Source organism: Streptomyces sp. UC4497 (assembly GCF_054871485.1).
Genome location: NZ_JBTYHB010000007.1, coordinates 228,804 through 243,817 on the forward strand (window position 1 = coordinate 228,804; position 15,014 = coordinate 243,817).

Here is a 15,014-nt window from a genome sequence, read left to right on the forward strand (position 1 = left end):
ACACCATGGACCGCACCCCCCTTGACCTCACGCAGGACGCCGCTCGCCTCACGGCGCAGTTGGTCGACTTCGCCTCGCCCAGTGGAGCTGAGAAGGAGCTCGCCGACGCGATCGAGGAGGCCCTGCGGGAGCTGCCGCACCTCACGGTCGACCGGTACGGCAACAACATCGTGGCCCGCACGAACCTGGGGCACGACGAGCGGATCATCCTCGCGGGACACATCGACACGGTCCCGATCGCCGACAACGTGCCCTCGCGGCTCGACGAGAACGGCGTCCTGTGGGGCTGCGGCACCAGCGACATGAAGGCGGGCGTCGCGGTCCAGCTGCGGATCGCGCAGACGGTCCGTGAGCCCAACCGTGACCTCACGTTCGTCTTCTACGACAACGAAGAGGTCGCCGCACACCTCAACGGCCTCGGGCATGTGGCCGACGCCCACCCCGACTGGCTGGAGGGCGACTTCGCGATCCTCCTGGAGGGGACGAACGGCGATGTCGAGGGCGGCTGCCAGGGCACCCTGCGCGTCATCCTGAAGACCGAGGGCGAGCGGGCCCACTCCGCGCGCGCGTGGATGGGAAGCAACGCGATCCACGCCGCGTCCCCCATCCTGGAGCGCCTCGCCGCCTACGAGCCGCGCAAGCCGGTCGTCGACGGCCTGGAGTTCCACGAGGGCCTCAACGCGGTCCGCGTCGAGGGCGGCGTGGCCACCAACGTCATCCCGGACGAGTGCGCCGTCACGGTCAACTTCCGCTACGCGCCGGACCGGTCGATGGAGGAGGCCGAGCAGTTCGTCCGCGACTTCTTCGCCGGCTGCCCCATCGAGGAGTTCGTCGTCGACGACCACACTGGCGGCGCGCGCCCCGGCCTCAACCACCCCGCTGCCGCCGCCTTCGTGGCCGCGGTGGGTGGCGAGGTGCGCCCGAAGTTCGGCTGGACCGACGTCTCCCGGTTCAGCGCGCTCAGCGTCCCCGCGGTGAACTACGGCCCCGGCAACCCGATCTTCGCGCACAAGATCGACGAGCGGGTCGACACCTCGCTCATCCTGGAGGGCGAGAAGCGCCTGGCCGCCTGGCTCACCGCTTCCTGATACGTCCAGGTCCCTCGTATGTAACCCGCGTAGACCTACCCTTGCTCTACGTAAGTGCGTGATAACTGCGCAGGAAGGGAGCAGACGATGAGCAACCCGGAGGGCAAGCGACGTCCTGTGGAGCAGCGGACGGGGCCGGTGGTCCGGCGCCGTGACCAGATGCAGCCAGGGACGAGCGACCAGCGTCTGCTCGACACGGAAGGGCCTTCGGGTTGGGTGCACACCGACCCGTGGCGGGTCCTGCGCATCCAGTCCGAGTTCATCGAGGGCTTCGGCACGCTCGCCGAACTGCCGCCCGCGATCAGCGTGTTCGGCTCGGCACGCACCCCGGAGGACTCCCCGGAGTACGCCGCGGGCGTCGCCATCGGCAGGGCCCTGGTGGAGGCCGGGTTCGCGGTGATCACCGGCGGCGGCCCCGGCGCCATGCAGGCGGCCAATCAGGGCGCCGTGGAGGCCAAGGGCACCTCGGTCGGCCTCGGCATCGAGCTGCCCTTCGAACAGGGCCTCAACCCGTACGTCGACCTGGGGCTGAACTTCCGCTACTTCTTCGTACGGAAGACGATGTTCGTGAAGTACGCCCAGGGCTTCGTGGTGCTCCCCGGCGGACTCGGCACGCTGGACGAGCTCTTCGAGGCGCTCACCCTCGTGCAGACCACGAAGGTGACGCGCTTCCCGATCGTCCTGTTCGGCTCGCAGTACTGGAGCGGCCTGGTCGACTGGCTGAAGAACACGGTGATCGCCCAGGGCAAGGCCTCGGAGGCGGACCTGCTGCTGTTCCACATCACGGACGACGTGGAGGAGGCGATCACGCTGGTCACCAAGGAGACCGGTAAGTAGGCCCCTCCTGGAAGGCCGTTGTCCGGAAGGCCGTTACGCGAGTCCCCGGCGGGCGACCGCCGGGGGCCGGTGTCCCGCGATGGACGCCACCATGTCCAACACCTGCCTCGTCTCGGCGACTTCGTGCACCCGGTAGACCTGCGCCCCGAGCCACGCCGACACCGCGGTGGTCGCGAGCGTCCCGATGACGCGCTCCTTGACCGGCTTGTCGAGGGTCTCGCCGACGAAGTCCTTGTTGGACAGCGAGACGAGCACCGGCCACCCGGTGTCGACCATCTCCGGAAGCCGCCGTGTCGCCTCCAGGGAGTGCCGGGTGTTCTTCCCGAAGTCGTGTCCGGGGTCGATCAGCACGGACTCGCGCGGCACCCCGAGGGCGACGGCCCGCTCCGCGTAGCCGACCGTCACGTCCAGGATGTCCGCCATCACGTCCTCGTACGTCACCCGGTGCGGGCGCGTGCGGGGCTCGGCGCCGCCCGCGTGCGTGCACACGAGGCCCACCTTGTGCCGCGCCGCGACCTCAGCGAGCTTCGGGTCGACACCGCCCCACGCGTCGTTGAGCACGTCCGCGCCCGCCTCGCACACGGCGTCACCGACCTCGTGCCGCCAGGTGTCGACGCTGATGATCACGTCGGGGAAGCGGCGTCGTACCTCGGCGACGAAGCCGACGGTCCGCCGCGCCTCCTCCTCGGCGGTGACCTCCTCGCCGGGACCGGCCTTCACCCCGCCGATGTCCACGATCATGGCGCCCTCGGACACCGCCTGCTCGACGCGGGCCAGCGCGGGCTCGTCGCGGAACGTGGCGCCCTGGTCGTAGAAGGAGTCGGGGGTGCGGTTCACGATCGCCATGATCACCGGCTCGTGCTCACCGAATTCGTGCTGGCCCAGCCTGAGCATCCCCTGTGACTCTCCTTGTCCTGACCGGTTGAACGTCGTCTGTGACCTTAACTGTCAGTGCGGCATGGCACGATCGAAGCCTGACGGTTGAGGGCCGCACGGCCCGGTCGAAGCAGGGGACGGCAGACATGGTCATGTTCTTGTTTCTGGTCGCCGCGCTGGTCGTGGTGATCGCGGCGGTGACGTTCGCGGTCATCGGCGGCGGCGACAGCGGCACGCTGCGCGACGAGCCGTCCCAGTTCTACGCGGACCCGCTGCCGCCCGACCGCCCCCTGGACCCCGCCGACCTGGAGGCCCTCCGGCTGCCCACGGCGGTGCGCGGCTACCGCATGGCGGAGGTGGACGACGCGCTGAACCGCCTCGGGGCCGAACTGGCCGAGCGGGACGCGCGCATCACGGAGCTGGAGGCCGCCCTCACCTCGGCCCACACCCGGGCGGGACCGCAGCCGACCGAGCGGGGCCCGGACACGGGCTACGCGCCACCTGGTGAGTACGGGTTCGGATACGAGACGGGGGAGGGGTTCCGGTGAGCGAGCCGACAGGAGGCGCCCTCCCGGGACCGGACGGAAAGCCGCGCTGCCCCTGGGGCCTCTCGACCGAGGACTACGTCGCGTACCACGACGAGGAGTGGGGCCGCCCGGTCCACGGCGACGACGCGCTGTTCGAGCGCCTCTCCCTGGAGGCGTTCCAGTCGGGCCTGTCCTGGATCACGATCCTCAGACGCCGGGAGGGCTTCCGCGCCGCCTTCTCCGGTTTCAAGATCGCGGACGTGGCGGCCTTCACGGACGCCGACCGCGAGCGCCTGCTCGCCGACGTCGGCATCATCCGCAACCGGGCCAAGATCGACGCGACGCTCGCCAACGCGTGCGTGCTCGTGGACTGGTCGCCCGGCGAGCTGGACAAGCTGATCTGGTCGTACGCGCCGGACGCCGTCACCCGCCCGGCCCCGAAGGTGCTCGGCGATGTGGCGGCGATCACCGACGAGTCGAAGGCGCTCTCCAAGGAGCTGAAGAAGCGCGGCCTGCGCTTCGTCGGCCCGACGACGGCGTACGCGCTGATGCAGGCCTGCGGTCTGGTCAACGACCACCTGGAGGACTGCGTGTCCCGCGCGCGTACGACGGCGTGAGGACGGGGTGATCCGGGTCAGCGCCCGAGGTACTTCGGCCGCTCCTTCGCGATGAAGGCCTGCACCGCGATGGTGTGATCCTCGGAGGCGCCGGCCCGGGTCTGCAGCTCGTCCTCCTTGTCGAGCGCCTCGTCGAGGGAGTGGTCCCCGGCGAAGGCGAGGGACTCCTTCAGCGCGGCGTAGGCGACGGTCGGCCCCTCGGCGAGCGTGCGCGCCAGCTTCCGGGCCTCATCGGCGAGTTCGGCGGCGGGCACGAGCCGGTTCGCGATCCCCAGTTCGTAGGCCTCCTGAGCCTTCAGGGAGCGCGGGAAGAGCAGCAGGTCGGCCGCGCGACCGGGGCCGATCAGGCGCGGCAGCGTCCAGGAGACCCCGGAGTCGGCGGTGAGCGCCACGCCCGCGAACGAGGTGTTGAACGACGCGCTGTCCGCCACGATCCGGTAGTCCGCACAGAGCGCGAACCCGAACCCGGCGCCGGCCGCCACGCCGTTCACCGCGGCCACCACGGGCTTCGGCATCCCGGTCAGGGCCCGCACGATCGGGTTGTAGTGCTCGCGCACCGTGTTCATGGTGCGGCCCTCGCCGGACTCCCGGTCCGCGAGCAGCGAGCCGACGTGCTCCTTGAGGTCCTGACCCACGCAAAACGCCCGGTCGCCGGCCGCAGTCAGCAGCACCGCCCGCACCGTCTCGTCGGCGGCGGCCGACTGCACCGCGTCGCGGAGGGCGACCTTGGCCTCGGTGTTCATCGCGTTCATCGCCTCGGGGCGGTTCAGCGTGATCGTCGCGAGCCCGTCGCTCACCTCGTAGAGCACGGTGTCGGCCATGGGACTCCTCCTATGCGGTCGCTCAGTCGTCCGTGCTCAGCATGACGTAGATCACGGCCCATGGAACGCCCTCGGCATGTGACCTGCGTCTAACGAATTCGCGTCGGCTTGGGTCCGAAGATGGCGCAGTATCGCAGTCGGATCCCCGAATTGAGTGGTTTTGGTCAAGCGCGTTGCGCAAGCGATGCCGACCGATGTTGGTCATCGGGTCCCGCGATGCGGGATAATGGCCTGGAAGCAATGTGTTCGATGCCGGTGACGTGTGCCCACCCAGAGGGCCGTCGGCTGACGATGAGCTGGTTTCAGGAAGGGGAACGAGCATGGCGGCCATGAAGCCGCGGACGGGTGACGGCCCGCTCGAGGTGACAAAGGAGGGGCGGGGCATCGTCATGCGCGTTCCGCTCGAAGGCGGCGGTCGGCTCGTGGTTGAGCTGACGCCGGACGAGGCCAGTGCCCTCGGTGACGAACTGAAGAAGGTAGTGGGCTGACACCTTCTGCGCCCGCGTCCATTCCCCGGAGGTGGGGCTGGACCGGCCGTCGGCCGACGCGCGAGCGACCCTACCTTTTCGACTGCCCCGGCACACATTTGATGCCGGGGCAGTCGTCTGTGTAAGGGCAGGTGGGACCTGGTGTCGCCGCCCCGCCCGCCTCAGCGCTTGACGGCGCAGAGCAGCCCGTCGCCGACCGGCAGCACCGAGGCCATCAGCTCGGGGCTCTCCCGCACGGCGCGCAGCAACTCGCGCTGGCGCAGCACTTCCACCGGCTGCGGCCCCGCGTCGACGGTCCGCCCCTCGGCGAGGACCCCCTGGAAGACGACCAGGCCACCGGGCCGGAGCAGGCGCAACGATTCAGCGAGGTAGTCGAGGCACTCCAGCCGGTCACCGTCGCAGAACACCAGGTCGTACCCGCTGTCGGCGAGCCGCGGCAGCACCTCCAGGGCGCGGCCGGGGATGAACCGGGCCCGGTTGCTGGCGAAGCCGGCCGCACGGAACGCCTGGCGCGCGAACTGCTGACGCTCCGGCTCGGGGTCGACCGTGGTGAGGACGCCGTCGGGCCGCATCCCGTGCAGCAAGTGGACCCCGGACACGCCCGTGCCCGTACCGATCTCGGCGACGGCCTTCGCCCCTACCGTGGCAGCGAGCATCCCCAACGTCGCGCCCGCGCCGGGGGACACCGGGCACACCCCTGCCTCGCGGGCCCGGTCACGAGCCCAGCGAGTCGCGTCGTCCTCGGCGACAAAGGCGTCGGCGAACGCCCAACTCGTCTGCCGGTTGCCGGTAATGGCCCTCTCCCGTCCCCGTGGATGCCTGCGCGTGACTTTATCCGTTGGTGGTGGGAACTCGCAGATGGGACCGCGCGTTTGACGTGGCAGGGGGAAAGAGCAGGCTGGACAAGGGGAACTGCGGGGGAGAACGCGATGGCGGCAGCCGTGCGGGCGGCGGTCGGGAACCGACCGGCAAATCTGAGTAAAAAACCTTATCCGGAGCTAACGGACGGAGTGGTTATGGTAGGTGCTCCACTGGACACCACCAGAGCCGATAGGGGAGGTGCGGCTGAGCCTGTGGATCGGAGGGGACGGCTTCGGCGTCTGCTCAGGTCGGCGGGTGAGCCGAAATCCGTGACCAACACCGCTGACCGAATCCGCACCGTTGACTCCGCGCAGACCGCGACCTTTGCCGCCGATGCGGAATCGCAGGCGTGGACTCCCCCCTCGTGGGAGGAGATCGTCAGCACGCACAGTGGCCGCGTCTACCGTCTCGCGTACCGCCTGACGGGGAACCAGCACGACGCAGAGGACCTCACGCAGGAGGTCTTCGTCCGCGTCTTCCGTTCGCTCTCGACGTACACGCCCGGCACCTTCGAGGGCTGGCTGCACCGCATCACCACGAACCTGTTCCTCGACATGGTCCGTCGCAAGCAGCGCATCCGCTTCGACGCACTGGGTGACGACGCCGCCGAGCGGCTGCCCAGCAGAGAACCGTCGCCGCAGCAGGTGTTCAACGACGCGCACTTCGACGCCGACGTCCAGCAGGCGCTGGACACCCTCGCGCCCGAGTTCCGCGCCGCCGTTGTCCTGTGCGACATCGAGGGCCTCTCCTACGAGGAGATCGCCGCGACCCTCGGCGTGAAGCTGGGCACGGTCCGCAGCCGTATCCACCGCGGCCGCTCGCAGCTGCGCAAGGCGCTGCAGCACCGCTCGCCCGAGGCCCGCAAGGAGCGCCGTACGCTCGCGTCCACAGGGGCCTTCCCCATCCTCGGAGGAGGGGGCGCGACCGCGTGAGTGGATCACGTCTCAATCCTGCCGAACGCCAACAGACCGCGGCCGACGAACACCTGGGGGACAGGCTGGCTGCCCTGGTCGACGGCGAGTTGGACCACGATGCCCGTGAGCGCGTCCTCGCGCACCTGGCGACCTGTGCCAAATGCAAGGCCGAGGCCGACGCCCAGCGCCGCCTCAAGAGCGTCTTCGCGCAGGCGGCCCCGCCGCCGCCCTCCGAGAGCTTTCTCGCCCGCCTCCAGGGGCTGCCCGCGGGAGGTGACGCCGACGGTGGCTCACCACCGTTCGGGGGAGGCGGATTCGGTAGTGGCCGACCCCTCGGCGGGATCCGGGGTTTCGGCCAAGGGGTCTTCGACGTAGACGCGGAGCCCTTCGGCTACGCGCCGTCCGGCGCGCACGCCGCCGTCCTCCCCAGCGACCAGCGCGGCTTCCGCATCCACGAAGTGACCCGTGCTGACCGGCACGAGAGCGACCGGGCCTCGCGGTCCCGCCGCTTCGCGTTCGCCGCGGCCGGCGCGGTGTCGCTCGCCGCGATCGCCCTCGGCGGAGTCACGACCGCGGCCCCGATCGACAGCAGCGACGCGCGCGGTGGCGGCTCCGGCAGCAATGTCACGCCGCTGCGCAGCCAGCAGGCCGGTGCCGCCTCGGCATCGGACACGCAGCGCCGTCGGACGAACTCCGCGCCGCTCGGCCAGCGCGGGGGCGCCCTCGCGGCGCCCGTCTCGCCGACCGAGGCGGGTGCGCCGCTGCTGCCCGGCGGGGGCCACGCGGAGAGTGCGGGCTATCCGTTCTCGACGCCGCTGCTGGCCGGTGCGGCCCGTATGTCGCCTCTCATACGTCCCGCCGCCCCCGCCGTCGCGGTCTCGTACGCGCCGCGGCCCACCGTCTCGTCCTCGGCCTCGGCCGACGGCACCTCCTTCGGGGCGGCAGAGTCCGGCCTCACCGCCGCCTCGGCGTCGTCGCCGGCCGCGTCGTCCCGTCCCTCGTCGCTGCGCTGACACCCTCTGCGCCCGCGCCGTCGAACCTGGTTGAATCCAGGTGAGGCGGTGCGTCGGGTGCTGATCCGGGTCGCGCGCGTGGGAGCCGGCGGTGCGGTGCCGTGGGCCAGGCTTGGGGAGAGCGGCGGCATGGACGAGGGGAATCCCACGGGTGAGGTGTCGGGGCGGTCGACCGTTCCCACGTCACGGGGCTCTGCCCCGGACCCCGCTGCTCAATCGCCGCAGGGGCTTGAAATGCCCCACTCCGGCCCCTGGCACCAGCCGGACTTCGGGCCCGCACCGCCCCGGCGGAGGCGGAGGCTCGTGCTGGGGGGTGTGGTGATTGCTCTGGTTGCCGGAGGGATTGGTGGGGCCGTCGGGTCGTATGTGGAGCGGACCGGGGTCGGGGCGAGTATTCAACTGCCGCAGGCCGACGCCGAGTCCAAGCGCCGGGACCCCGACAGCGTGGCCGGTATCGCGGCGCGCACCCTGCCCGGCGTCGTCACCATCCACACCGCGGGTTCGTCGGAGGAGGGCACCGGCACCGGCCTCGTACTCGACGGCCAGGGGCACATCCTCACGAACAACCACGTGGTGTCGTCGGCCGACTCCGGCGGTGAGATATCGGTCACGTTCTCCAGCGGTGAGAGTGCACGGGCCAAGCTGGTCGGGCACGACAGCGGCTACGACCTCGCCGTGATCAAGGTGTCCGGGGTGCGCGGGCTCAAGCCGCTGCCCCTGGGCAACTCCGAGAACGTGCAGGTGGGCGACCCCGTCGTCGCCGTCGGCGCCCCCTTCGACCTGGCGAACACCGTCACCTCCGGCATCATCAGCGCCAAGGGCCGGCCCATCACGGCGGGCGGCGAGAAGGGCGACGGGAGCGACGTCAGCTACGTGGACGCGCTGCAGACCGACGCGCCCATCAACCCCGGCAACTCGGGCGGCCCGCTGGTCGACTCGAAGGCCCGCGTCATCGGCATCAACAGCGCGATCCGGTCGGCCGACACCGGCGGTTCCGAGCTGCCCGAAGGGCAGTCGGGCTCCATCGGCCTCGGCTTCGCGATCCCGGTCAACCAGGCGAAACGCGTGGCGGAGGAGCTGATCAACGCCGGGCGGGCGACGCATCCGGTGATCGGGGTCACCCTCGACATGGACTTCTCGGGCGACGGCGCCCGCGTCGGCTCGAAGGGCAACAGCGGCGGCTCGGCCGTCAGTCCGGACGGCCCGGGCGCCAAGGCGGGGATCGAGCCGGGCGATGTGATCACCGAGGTCGACGGCGTCGGCGTGCACTCCGGCGAGGAGTTGATCGTCAAGATCCGCAACCACCGCCCCAAGGACAAACTGGTCCTCACGGTCGAACGGGGCGGAAAGGAACGGAAGATGTCGCTCGTTCTCGGTTCCGCCGACGGTGGCTGAGCGGATTCCGGCCGATCCCTGACCGTCCCCTGACCGGCGGCTGACCGACTCTTGACCGGGTGTGGCGCGGGATGCGCGATCCTGGAGGTTCCCCGGTGGCTACCGAATGGACAGGTGGGCCGGGTACCGTGGACCGGGTCCGCTGCCGGACCCTGCCGAAGACCTGCTGCTGATGTTCGACCGCGGGCCGAGGACACGCTAGGAGTGCAAGGTGTTCAACGATATTGGCCCGCTGGAGGTCGTGACGATCGTCGTGCTGGCCGTTCTCGTATTCGGCCCCGACAAACTCCCGAAGGTCATTCAGGACGTTTCACGCACCATTCGTAAGATCCGGGAGTTCTCGGACAGCGCGAAGCAGGACATTCGGAACGAACTGGGTCCGGAGTTCAAGGACTTCGAATTCGAGGACCTGAATCCCAAGACGTTCATCCGCAAGCAGTTGGACAGTGACGAGCTGGGGCTCAAGGAGATTCGCAACGGCTTCGACCTGAAGAAGGAGATGGCCGACGTCTCCGACGCGGTGCACACCGTCGGTGAGCTGGAGGACTCCGGATCGTCGAGCCCGTCCGGCGGCGGTGGCCGCGTGGACATGCAGAAGCGGCCCGAGGCGGTCGACATGCAGAAGCGTCCCGAGAAGCCGGCCGCCATTGAGCCGCCGCCTTTTGACGCGGACGCGACCTGAACCTGAACCACCTCGAACCACCCCGAACACGGCTGAACCACGCCTGACGAAACCGGGCCCCGCGGACCCGGTGTGGCATCCTGCCTTCTTGTTGCGCGGACCGGAAGTGAGAACGCCCGAGGGGGGCGGGCCGCGCCGGTCCGTAACTGAGCGAGGAGGCGGCCGGGTACATGGAGACGACGAGTCGGGTAGGCGCGCAGGCGCCGGCCACCGAGGGGGCCGGCGAGGCTCTCACGGCCCGGCGCACGGTCGACGGCTACCTGCTGGCGCCCTTCCCGTGGTACGGCCTCGACGAGGCCTTCACGGGACCGCGCTGGCTGATGCAGGTCGGCACCACGGCGGACGGTTCCGTCGAGCACGGTTCGATCGGGCACGGTGACGAGCCCTCCGTGCGCAGCGAGCTCACGGAAGACAGCGAGCGGTTCGCGGTCGTGGTGACCATCGCCGCCAATCCCGTACGGCGCACCGCCGACGGCACCGGTGTCCTGGAGGCCACGTCGGTCTCCTCGGCGGCCTGGCTCGCCGGCGTCGGGCTGCTCTCCTACACCTGGCCCGTGCAGATGGACCACACGCTGCGCGACGACTGGCTGGAGCAGCAGACCGAGACGGCATGGGTGCTCGCGGACGATCTCGCGTCCGCGGACTGGGCGACGTTGACGCTGCCGGTGGACGGGGTGCCGACCCCGTTCCACTACCGGGAGTCCGAGTACGGCTGGGTGCTCGCGGGATCCACGCAGGCCGGGGTGCACCTGGGGGCGTACGGGCGCGGCATGAGCGCGTACGGGCTCGGGTTCTCGGTCGTGAAGGACATCACGGCGCTGGAGCCGGAACCGGACGCGTGACGAAGAACGGCGGGCCGCCCGAAATGGGCGGCCCGCCGTTCTCTCGAGGCGTCGGACAGGGCGTCAGAACTTATTGCGCGGCGTGATCCCCAGGGACATCCCCGACAGGCCGCGCTGGCGGCCGCCGAGCTTGTCCGCGATCCCGCGCAGCGCGGAGCCCGCGGGGGAGTCCGGGTCGGTCAGCACGATCGGCTTGCCCGCGTCGCCGCCCTCGCGCAGGCGTACGTCGATGGGGATGGAGCCGAGCACCGGCACCTCCGCACCCGTGGTCCTGGTCAGGCCCTCGGCGACGATCTTCCCGCCGCCCGTGCCGAACACGTCGACCATCTCGTCGCAGTGCGGGCAGGGCAGCCCGGACATGTTCTCGACGACGCCGACGATCTTCTGGTGGGTCTGCACGGCGATCGAGCCGGCCCGCTCGGCGACCTCGGCGGCGGCCTGCTGCGGCGTGGTGACGACCAGGATCTCGGCGTTCGGGACCAGCTGGGCGATCGAGATGGCGATGTCGCCGGTGCCGGGCGGCAGGTCGAGCAGGAGCACGTCCAGATCGCCCCAGAACACGTCCGCCAGGAACTGCTGGAGCGCGCGGTGCAGCATCGGCCCGCGCCACACGACCGGCGCGTTGCCCGGCGTGAACATGCCGATCGAGATGACCTTCACGCCGTTCGCCGACGGCGGCATGATCATGTCTTCGACCTGGGTGGGCTTGCCCTCGGCGCCCAGCATGCGCGGGACGCTGTGCCCGTAGATGTCCGCGTCGACGACGCCGACCTTCAGGCCGTCGGCGGCCATCGCTGCCGCCAGGTTCACGGTCACCGAGGACTTGCCGACGCCGCCCTTGCCGGAGGCCACCGCGTACACGCGGGTCAGCGAGCCGGGCTTGGCGAACGGGACCTCGCGCTCGGCGGTGCCGCCGCGCAGCGCGGTCGCCAGCTCCTTGCGCTGCTCGTCGCTCATCACGTCGAGGGTGACCTGCACATCGGTCACGCCGTCGACGCGGGAGACGGCCTCGCGCACGTTGTTCTCGATCGTCGAGCGCATCGGGCAGCCAGAGACGGTCAGATACACGGTGACCGCGACGACTCCGTCCGCACCGATGTCCACCGATTTGACCATCCCCAACTCGGTGATGGGACGGTGGATCTCGGGGTCGTTCACTGTCGCGAGTGCCTCGCGCACCGCGTCTTCCGTAGCCATGCACCCGAGTCTACGGCGGGGTAACCCGCACCCGGAAAGCCCTGTCAGCGGTCGTCTACGTCACGTCCCCGCTCGCGCTCCGCGGGGAATACCCCGGAGCCCGGGGCGGAGTGCCGCTGCTCCTCCAGTTCCTTGATGAGGTCCTGCAGCTCGGAGCGGATCCAGTCGCGCGTCGCGACCTCGCCGAGGCCGATCCGCAGGGCCGCCATCTCGCGGCTCAGATACTCGGTGTCCGCGATGGAGCGCTCGTTCTGCTTGCGGTCCTGTTCGAGATTGACCCGGTCGCGGTCGTCCTGCCGGTTCTGCGCGAGCAGGATCAGCGGGGCGGCGTACGAGGCCTGCAGCGACAGCATCAGCGTCAGGAAGATGAACGGGTACTCGTCGAAGCGCAGATCGGGCGGCGCGACGATGTTCCACACCACCCACACGATGATGATCACCGTCATCCAGACGATGAACCGGCCCGTCCCCAAGAAGCGTGCAATGCGCTCCGAGAGCCTGCCGAATGCCTCGGGGTCGTAATCGGGGATCAGCTTGCGCTTCGGCGCGCGCGGCTGGTCGAGCCGGATGCGCGGCCTGCGCGGGGTGTCCCGCTCGCGTTCCTCAGTCGGCATGGTTCACCTCCCCTGACAGGTGGAATTCCTGTTCGCGCCAGTCGTCGGGAAGCATGTGGTCCAGTACGTCGTCCACGGTCACGGCGCCGAGCAGCGAGCCGCTGTCGTCGACGACGGGCGCGGCCACCATGTCGTACGTCGCGAAGAACCCGGCGATCTCCTGCAGTTGCGCCGCCGGGGTCAGGGCCTGCAGATCCTCGTCGAGGATCGAGCTGACCATCGTGTACGGCGGATCGCGCAGCAGCCGCTGGAAGTGGATCGTGCCCAGGTACTTGCCGGTCGGTGTCTCGTCCGGCGGCCGGCACACGTACACCTGCGCGGCGAGCGCGGGGGACAGGTCGGGATTGCGGATGCGGGCGAGGGCCTCCGCGACCGTCGAGTCGGGGCGCAGCACGATCGGCTCGGTCGTCATCAGGCCGCCCGCGGTCCGGTCCTCGTACGCCATCAGGCGCCGCACGTCGGCCGCCTCGCTGGGCTTCATCAGGTCGAGGAGGCGTTCCTTGTCCTCCTCGGGGAGTTCGCCGAGGAGGTCGGCGGCGTCGTCCGGGTCCATCTCCTCCAGGACGTCGGCGGCGCGCTCCTCCTTCAGCTTGCCGAGGACCTCGATCTGGTCGTCCTCGGGGAGCTCCTCCAGGACGTCGGCGAGACGCTCGTTGGTGAGGGCGGCGGCGACCTCCGCGCGGCGCTTGGGGGAGAGGTGGTGCAGCACGTTGGCGAGGTCGGCGGGGCGCAGCTGCTCGAACGTGGCGAGCAGGCTCTCCGCGCCCTGTCCGTGCTCCTCCAGGTTGAAGCCGTCGACGCCCGACCAGTCGACGGTGATCGCCTCTCCCTTGGCGCGCCGGAAGGCGCCGCGCTTCGACGAGTTCTTCCGTACGAAGACCCGGTCGATCTCCCAGTCGCGGCGCGCGGGCAGCTGCTGGATGGAGACATCGAGGACGGTGACCTCCTCGCCGCTCTCCACGAGCCGTACGCGCCGGTCGAGCATCTCGCCGAGGACGAGGCGCTCGGTGGGCCGCTGTTCGAAGCGCCGGACGTTGAGCACCCCTGTGGTGATGACCTGGCCCGACTCGATCCCGGTGACACGGGTCATCGGCAGGAAGATGCGCCGCCGGGTCGACAGCTCGACGACGAGGCCGAGCAGCCGCGGCGGTCTGCGGCTCACGCGCAACATCGCCACCAGGTCGCGCACCCGGCCCACCTGATCACCGTTCGGATCGAAGACGGCGATGCCGGCGAGGTGCGACACGAAGATCCGGGGAGCGCCTCCAGCCATACCGTCGCGCGCCTCCTTCCGCTTTCCTTCGCATTCGTCCGGATATGCAGGCAATTTCTCGCCCAGGCTAGCCGCTACCCGTTCCCCGCGCCTTTGCGCATCGGCCACCCGACCCGGGCGGGTAACCGCAGATCGCGGGGGTACGCTGCCGTACCTGCCCCCACCCAGCTGCCGTACGAGAGGTAGTCCGCCCGTGACCCCGCGCCCCCTCACCCGCCGTACCCGCAGGACACTCATGGTGGGCGTGATGTGCACGGGGCTCGCGGTGGGCCTCGCGGCATGCAGCGAGGAGGACCCGGACGCGGGGACGAACGGGGTCGGCAAGCTGACCCCGGCCAAGATCCAGTCCCGTACGGTCAAGGCGGCCCGCGGCGCGGACGCGGTGCACGTCGCCGGCACGGTGGTCGTCAACAAGAAGACGTACAAGCTGGACATGCGGCTGAAGGCCGACGGCGGCACGGGGTCGGTGAGCACCGGCGGCGGCACGTTCGGGCTGCTGCGGGTCGGCGATCACCTGTACCTCAAGGCGGGCGCCGGTTTCTGGACGCACTCCGAGGACGGCAAGGCCGGTCACGGGGCCGGCAACGCCGCGCAGAAGCTCGACGGCAAGTACGTGAGGGTGCCGAAGGGCGATCCGGCCTACCAGCGGCTGAGCACGTTCACCGACAAGGGCGTGCTGCTCGACGGCCTGCTCGCGCTGCACGGCACGCTCGCGAAGGGCGAGCGCGGCCAGGCGGGCGGCGTCCGCACGGTCGAGCTGACCGGCGACAAGGGCGCGGGCGGCACGCTCGACGTGTCCCTGGAGGGCGGCGCGTACCCGATGCGCCTGGAGCGGGCCGGGGGCGCCGGCACCATCCAACTCAGCGACTGGGGCACCGACTTCAGCCTCCGGGAACCCAAGTCCACGGAAACGGTCGACTACGGCCAGGCGCTGCCGGGCTAGTGACCCGTCCGGCGATTGAGGACCAT

At 70.4% G+C, this 15,014-nt stretch carries 16 protein-coding genes and 1 pseudogene; 11 read left to right on the top strand and 6 right to left on the bottom strand.

Annotated elements, in window-relative coordinates; translation table 11 throughout:
* Positions 1–5 precede the first annotated feature (5 nt).
* Together dapE and ACYSUO_RS12920 are read left to right on the top strand one after the other, a co-directional pair.
* A complete protein-coding gene (gene dapE / locus ACYSUO_RS12915) occupies positions 6–1,088 on the top strand; it encodes a succinyl-diaminopimelate desuccinylase (protein ID WP_461776209.1) in 1,083 nt (360 codons plus the stop codon).
* 87 nt (positions 1,089–1,175) lie between these two features.
* Entirely contained in the window at positions 1,176–1,925 is a 750-nt protein-coding gene (locus ACYSUO_RS12920; RefSeq protein WP_461776210.1) for an LOG family protein, read from the top strand.
* Positions 1,926–1,958: 33 nt separating this feature from the next.
* Here ACYSUO_RS12920 and folP read toward each other — a convergent pair whose 3' ends face one another.
* Positions 1,959–2,819, bottom strand: a complete 861-nt coding sequence (gene folP, locus ACYSUO_RS12925) for a dihydropteroate synthase (RefSeq protein WP_461776211.1) — start codon at positions 2,817–2,819, stop codon at positions 1,959–1,961.
* 128 nt (positions 2,820–2,947) lie between these two features.
* On the opposite strand from folP, the gene ACYSUO_RS12930 reads away from it, so the two are divergent.
* Both ACYSUO_RS12930 and ACYSUO_RS12935 read left to right on the top strand, forming a co-directional pair.
* Complete coding sequence (locus ACYSUO_RS12930; protein WP_266713764.1) at positions 2,948–3,349, top strand: DivIVA domain-containing protein; 402 nt, start codon at positions 2,948–2,950, stop codon at positions 3,347–3,349.
* On the top strand, positions 3,346–3,945 hold the full coding sequence (locus ACYSUO_RS12935; protein ID WP_461776212.1) for a DNA-3-methyladenine glycosylase I: 600 nt from the start codon (positions 3,346–3,348) through the stop codon (positions 3,943–3,945). Before ACYSUO_RS12930 ends, ACYSUO_RS12935 begins: the two co-directional genes overlap by 4 nt.
* Positions 3,946–3,962: 17 nt before the next feature.
* Here the strand turns inward: ACYSUO_RS12935 and chcB are convergent, their stop codons facing one another.
* On the bottom strand, positions 3,963–4,766 hold the full coding sequence (chcB, locus tag ACYSUO_RS12940; protein ID WP_461776213.1) for a 2-cyclohexenylcarbonyl CoA isomerase: 804 nt from the start codon (positions 4,764–4,766) through the stop codon (positions 3,963–3,965).
* 320 nt (positions 4,767–5,086) lie between these two features.
* Between chcB and ACYSUO_RS12945 the strand changes: the two genes are divergently transcribed.
* Complete coding sequence (locus tag ACYSUO_RS12945) at positions 5,087–5,254, top strand: DUF3117 domain-containing protein (RefSeq protein ID WP_266713770.1); 168 nt, start codon at positions 5,087–5,089, stop codon at positions 5,252–5,254.
* A gap of 161 nt (positions 5,255–5,415) precedes the next feature.
* On the opposite strand, the gene ACYSUO_RS12950 is transcribed toward ACYSUO_RS12945, so the two are convergent.
* A complete protein-coding gene (locus tag ACYSUO_RS12950; RefSeq protein ID WP_461776261.1) occupies positions 5,416–6,114 on the bottom strand; it encodes an O-methyltransferase in 699 nt (232 codons plus the stop codon).
* 156 nt (positions 6,115–6,270) lie between these two features.
* On the opposite strand from ACYSUO_RS12950, the gene sigE reads away from it, so the two are divergent.
* The 5 genes and pseudogenes from sigE (at position 6,271) to ACYSUO_RS12975 (ending at position 10,961) form a co-directional block, all read left to right on the top strand.
* Positions 6,271–7,047, top strand: a complete 777-nt coding sequence (gene sigE, locus ACYSUO_RS12955) for an RNA polymerase sigma factor SigE (RefSeq protein WP_461776214.1) — start codon at positions 6,271–6,273, stop codon at positions 7,045–7,047.
* Positions 7,044–8,042: an anti-sigma factor family protein gene (locus ACYSUO_RS12960; RefSeq protein ID WP_461776215.1), complete on the top strand. Its 999-nt coding sequence runs from the start codon at positions 7,044–7,046 to the stop codon at positions 8,040–8,042. The genes sigE and ACYSUO_RS12960 overlap by 4 nt, the downstream gene beginning before the upstream one ends.
* 315 nt (positions 8,043–8,357) lie before the next feature.
* Positions 8,358–9,437: pseudogene (locus ACYSUO_RS12965) on the top strand (S1C family serine protease); the annotation flags it as partial.
* A 211-nt stretch (positions 9,438–9,648) separates the two neighbouring features.
* The gene (locus ACYSUO_RS12970; RefSeq protein WP_461776216.1) at positions 9,649–10,119 is read left to right on the top strand and encodes a sec-independent translocase; all 471 of its coding nucleotides are present in this window, start codon (positions 9,649–9,651) and stop codon (positions 10,117–10,119) included.
* A gap of 170 nt (positions 10,120–10,289) precedes the next feature.
* Entirely contained in the window at positions 10,290–10,961 is a 672-nt protein-coding gene (locus ACYSUO_RS12975) for a hypothetical protein (protein ID WP_461776217.1), read from the top strand.
* A gap of 63 nt (positions 10,962–11,024) precedes the next feature.
* On the opposite strand, the gene ACYSUO_RS12980 is transcribed toward ACYSUO_RS12975, so the two are convergent.
* The 3 genes from ACYSUO_RS12980 to ACYSUO_RS12990 are packed head-to-tail and all read right to left on the bottom strand — an operon-like array spanning position 11,025 to position 14,045.
* Positions 11,025–12,158, bottom strand: coding sequence for an Mrp/NBP35 family ATP-binding protein (locus ACYSUO_RS12980; RefSeq protein ID WP_461776218.1), 1,134 nt, complete (start codon positions 12,156–12,158; stop codon positions 11,025–11,027).
* A gap of 44 nt (positions 12,159–12,202) precedes the next feature.
* Positions 12,203–12,772, bottom strand: a complete 570-nt coding sequence (locus ACYSUO_RS12985) for a DUF1003 domain-containing protein (RefSeq protein WP_461776219.1) — start codon at positions 12,770–12,772, stop codon at positions 12,203–12,205.
* Entirely contained in the window at positions 12,762–14,045 is a 1,284-nt protein-coding gene (locus tag ACYSUO_RS12990; protein ID WP_461776220.1) for a magnesium transporter MgtE N-terminal domain-containing protein, read from the bottom strand. Before ACYSUO_RS12990 ends, ACYSUO_RS12985 begins: the two co-directional genes overlap by 11 nt.
* A gap of 235 nt (positions 14,046–14,280) precedes the next feature.
* Here ACYSUO_RS12990 and ACYSUO_RS12995 point away from each other — a divergent pair, with 235 nt between their 5' ends.
* Positions 14,281–14,988: a hypothetical protein gene (locus ACYSUO_RS12995; RefSeq protein WP_461776262.1), complete on the top strand. Its 708-nt coding sequence runs from the start codon at positions 14,281–14,283 to the stop codon at positions 14,986–14,988.
* Positions 14,989–15,014 lie beyond the last annotated feature (26 nt).

Excerpts from the sequence above, each read along its gene's own strand:
- dapE (WP_461776209.1), top strand. The coding sequence starts at position 6 with ATGGACCGCACCCCCCTTGACCTCACGCAGGACGCCGCTCGCCTCACG.
- ACYSUO_RS12920 (WP_461776210.1), top strand. The coding sequence starts at position 1,176 with ATGAGCAACCCGGAGGGCAAGCGACGTCCTGTGGAGCAGCGGACGGGG.
- folP (WP_461776211.1), bottom strand. The coding sequence starts at position 2,819 with ATGCTCAGGCTGGGCCAGCACGAATTCGGTGAGCACGAGCCGGTGATC.
- ACYSUO_RS12930 (WP_266713764.1), top strand. The coding sequence starts at position 2,948 with ATGGTCATGTTCTTGTTTCTGGTCGCCGCGCTGGTCGTGGTGATCGCG.
- chcB (WP_461776213.1), bottom strand. The coding sequence starts at position 4,766 with ATGGCCGACACCGTGCTCTACGAGGTGAGCGACGGGCTCGCGACGATC.
- ACYSUO_RS12945 (WP_266713770.1), top strand. The coding sequence starts at position 5,087 with ATGGCGGCCATGAAGCCGCGGACGGGTGACGGCCCGCTCGAGGTGACA.
- sigE (WP_461776214.1), top strand. The coding sequence starts at position 6,271 with ATGGTAGGTGCTCCACTGGACACCACCAGAGCCGATAGGGGAGGTGCG.
- ACYSUO_RS12975 (WP_461776217.1), top strand. The coding sequence starts at position 10,290 with ATGGAGACGACGAGTCGGGTAGGCGCGCAGGCGCCGGCCACCGAGGGG.
- ACYSUO_RS12980 (WP_461776218.1), bottom strand. The coding sequence starts at position 12,158 with ATGGCTACGGAAGACGCGGTGCGCGAGGCACTCGCGACAGTGAACGAC.
- ACYSUO_RS12985 (WP_461776219.1), bottom strand. The coding sequence starts at position 12,772 with ATGCCGACTGAGGAACGCGAGCGGGACACCCCGCGCAGGCCGCGCATC.
- ACYSUO_RS12990 (WP_461776220.1), bottom strand. The coding sequence starts at position 14,045 with ATGGCTGGAGGCGCTCCCCGGATCTTCGTGTCGCACCTCGCCGGCATC.
- ACYSUO_RS12995 (WP_461776262.1), top strand. The coding sequence starts at position 14,281 with ATGGTGGGCGTGATGTGCACGGGGCTCGCGGTGGGCCTCGCGGCATGC.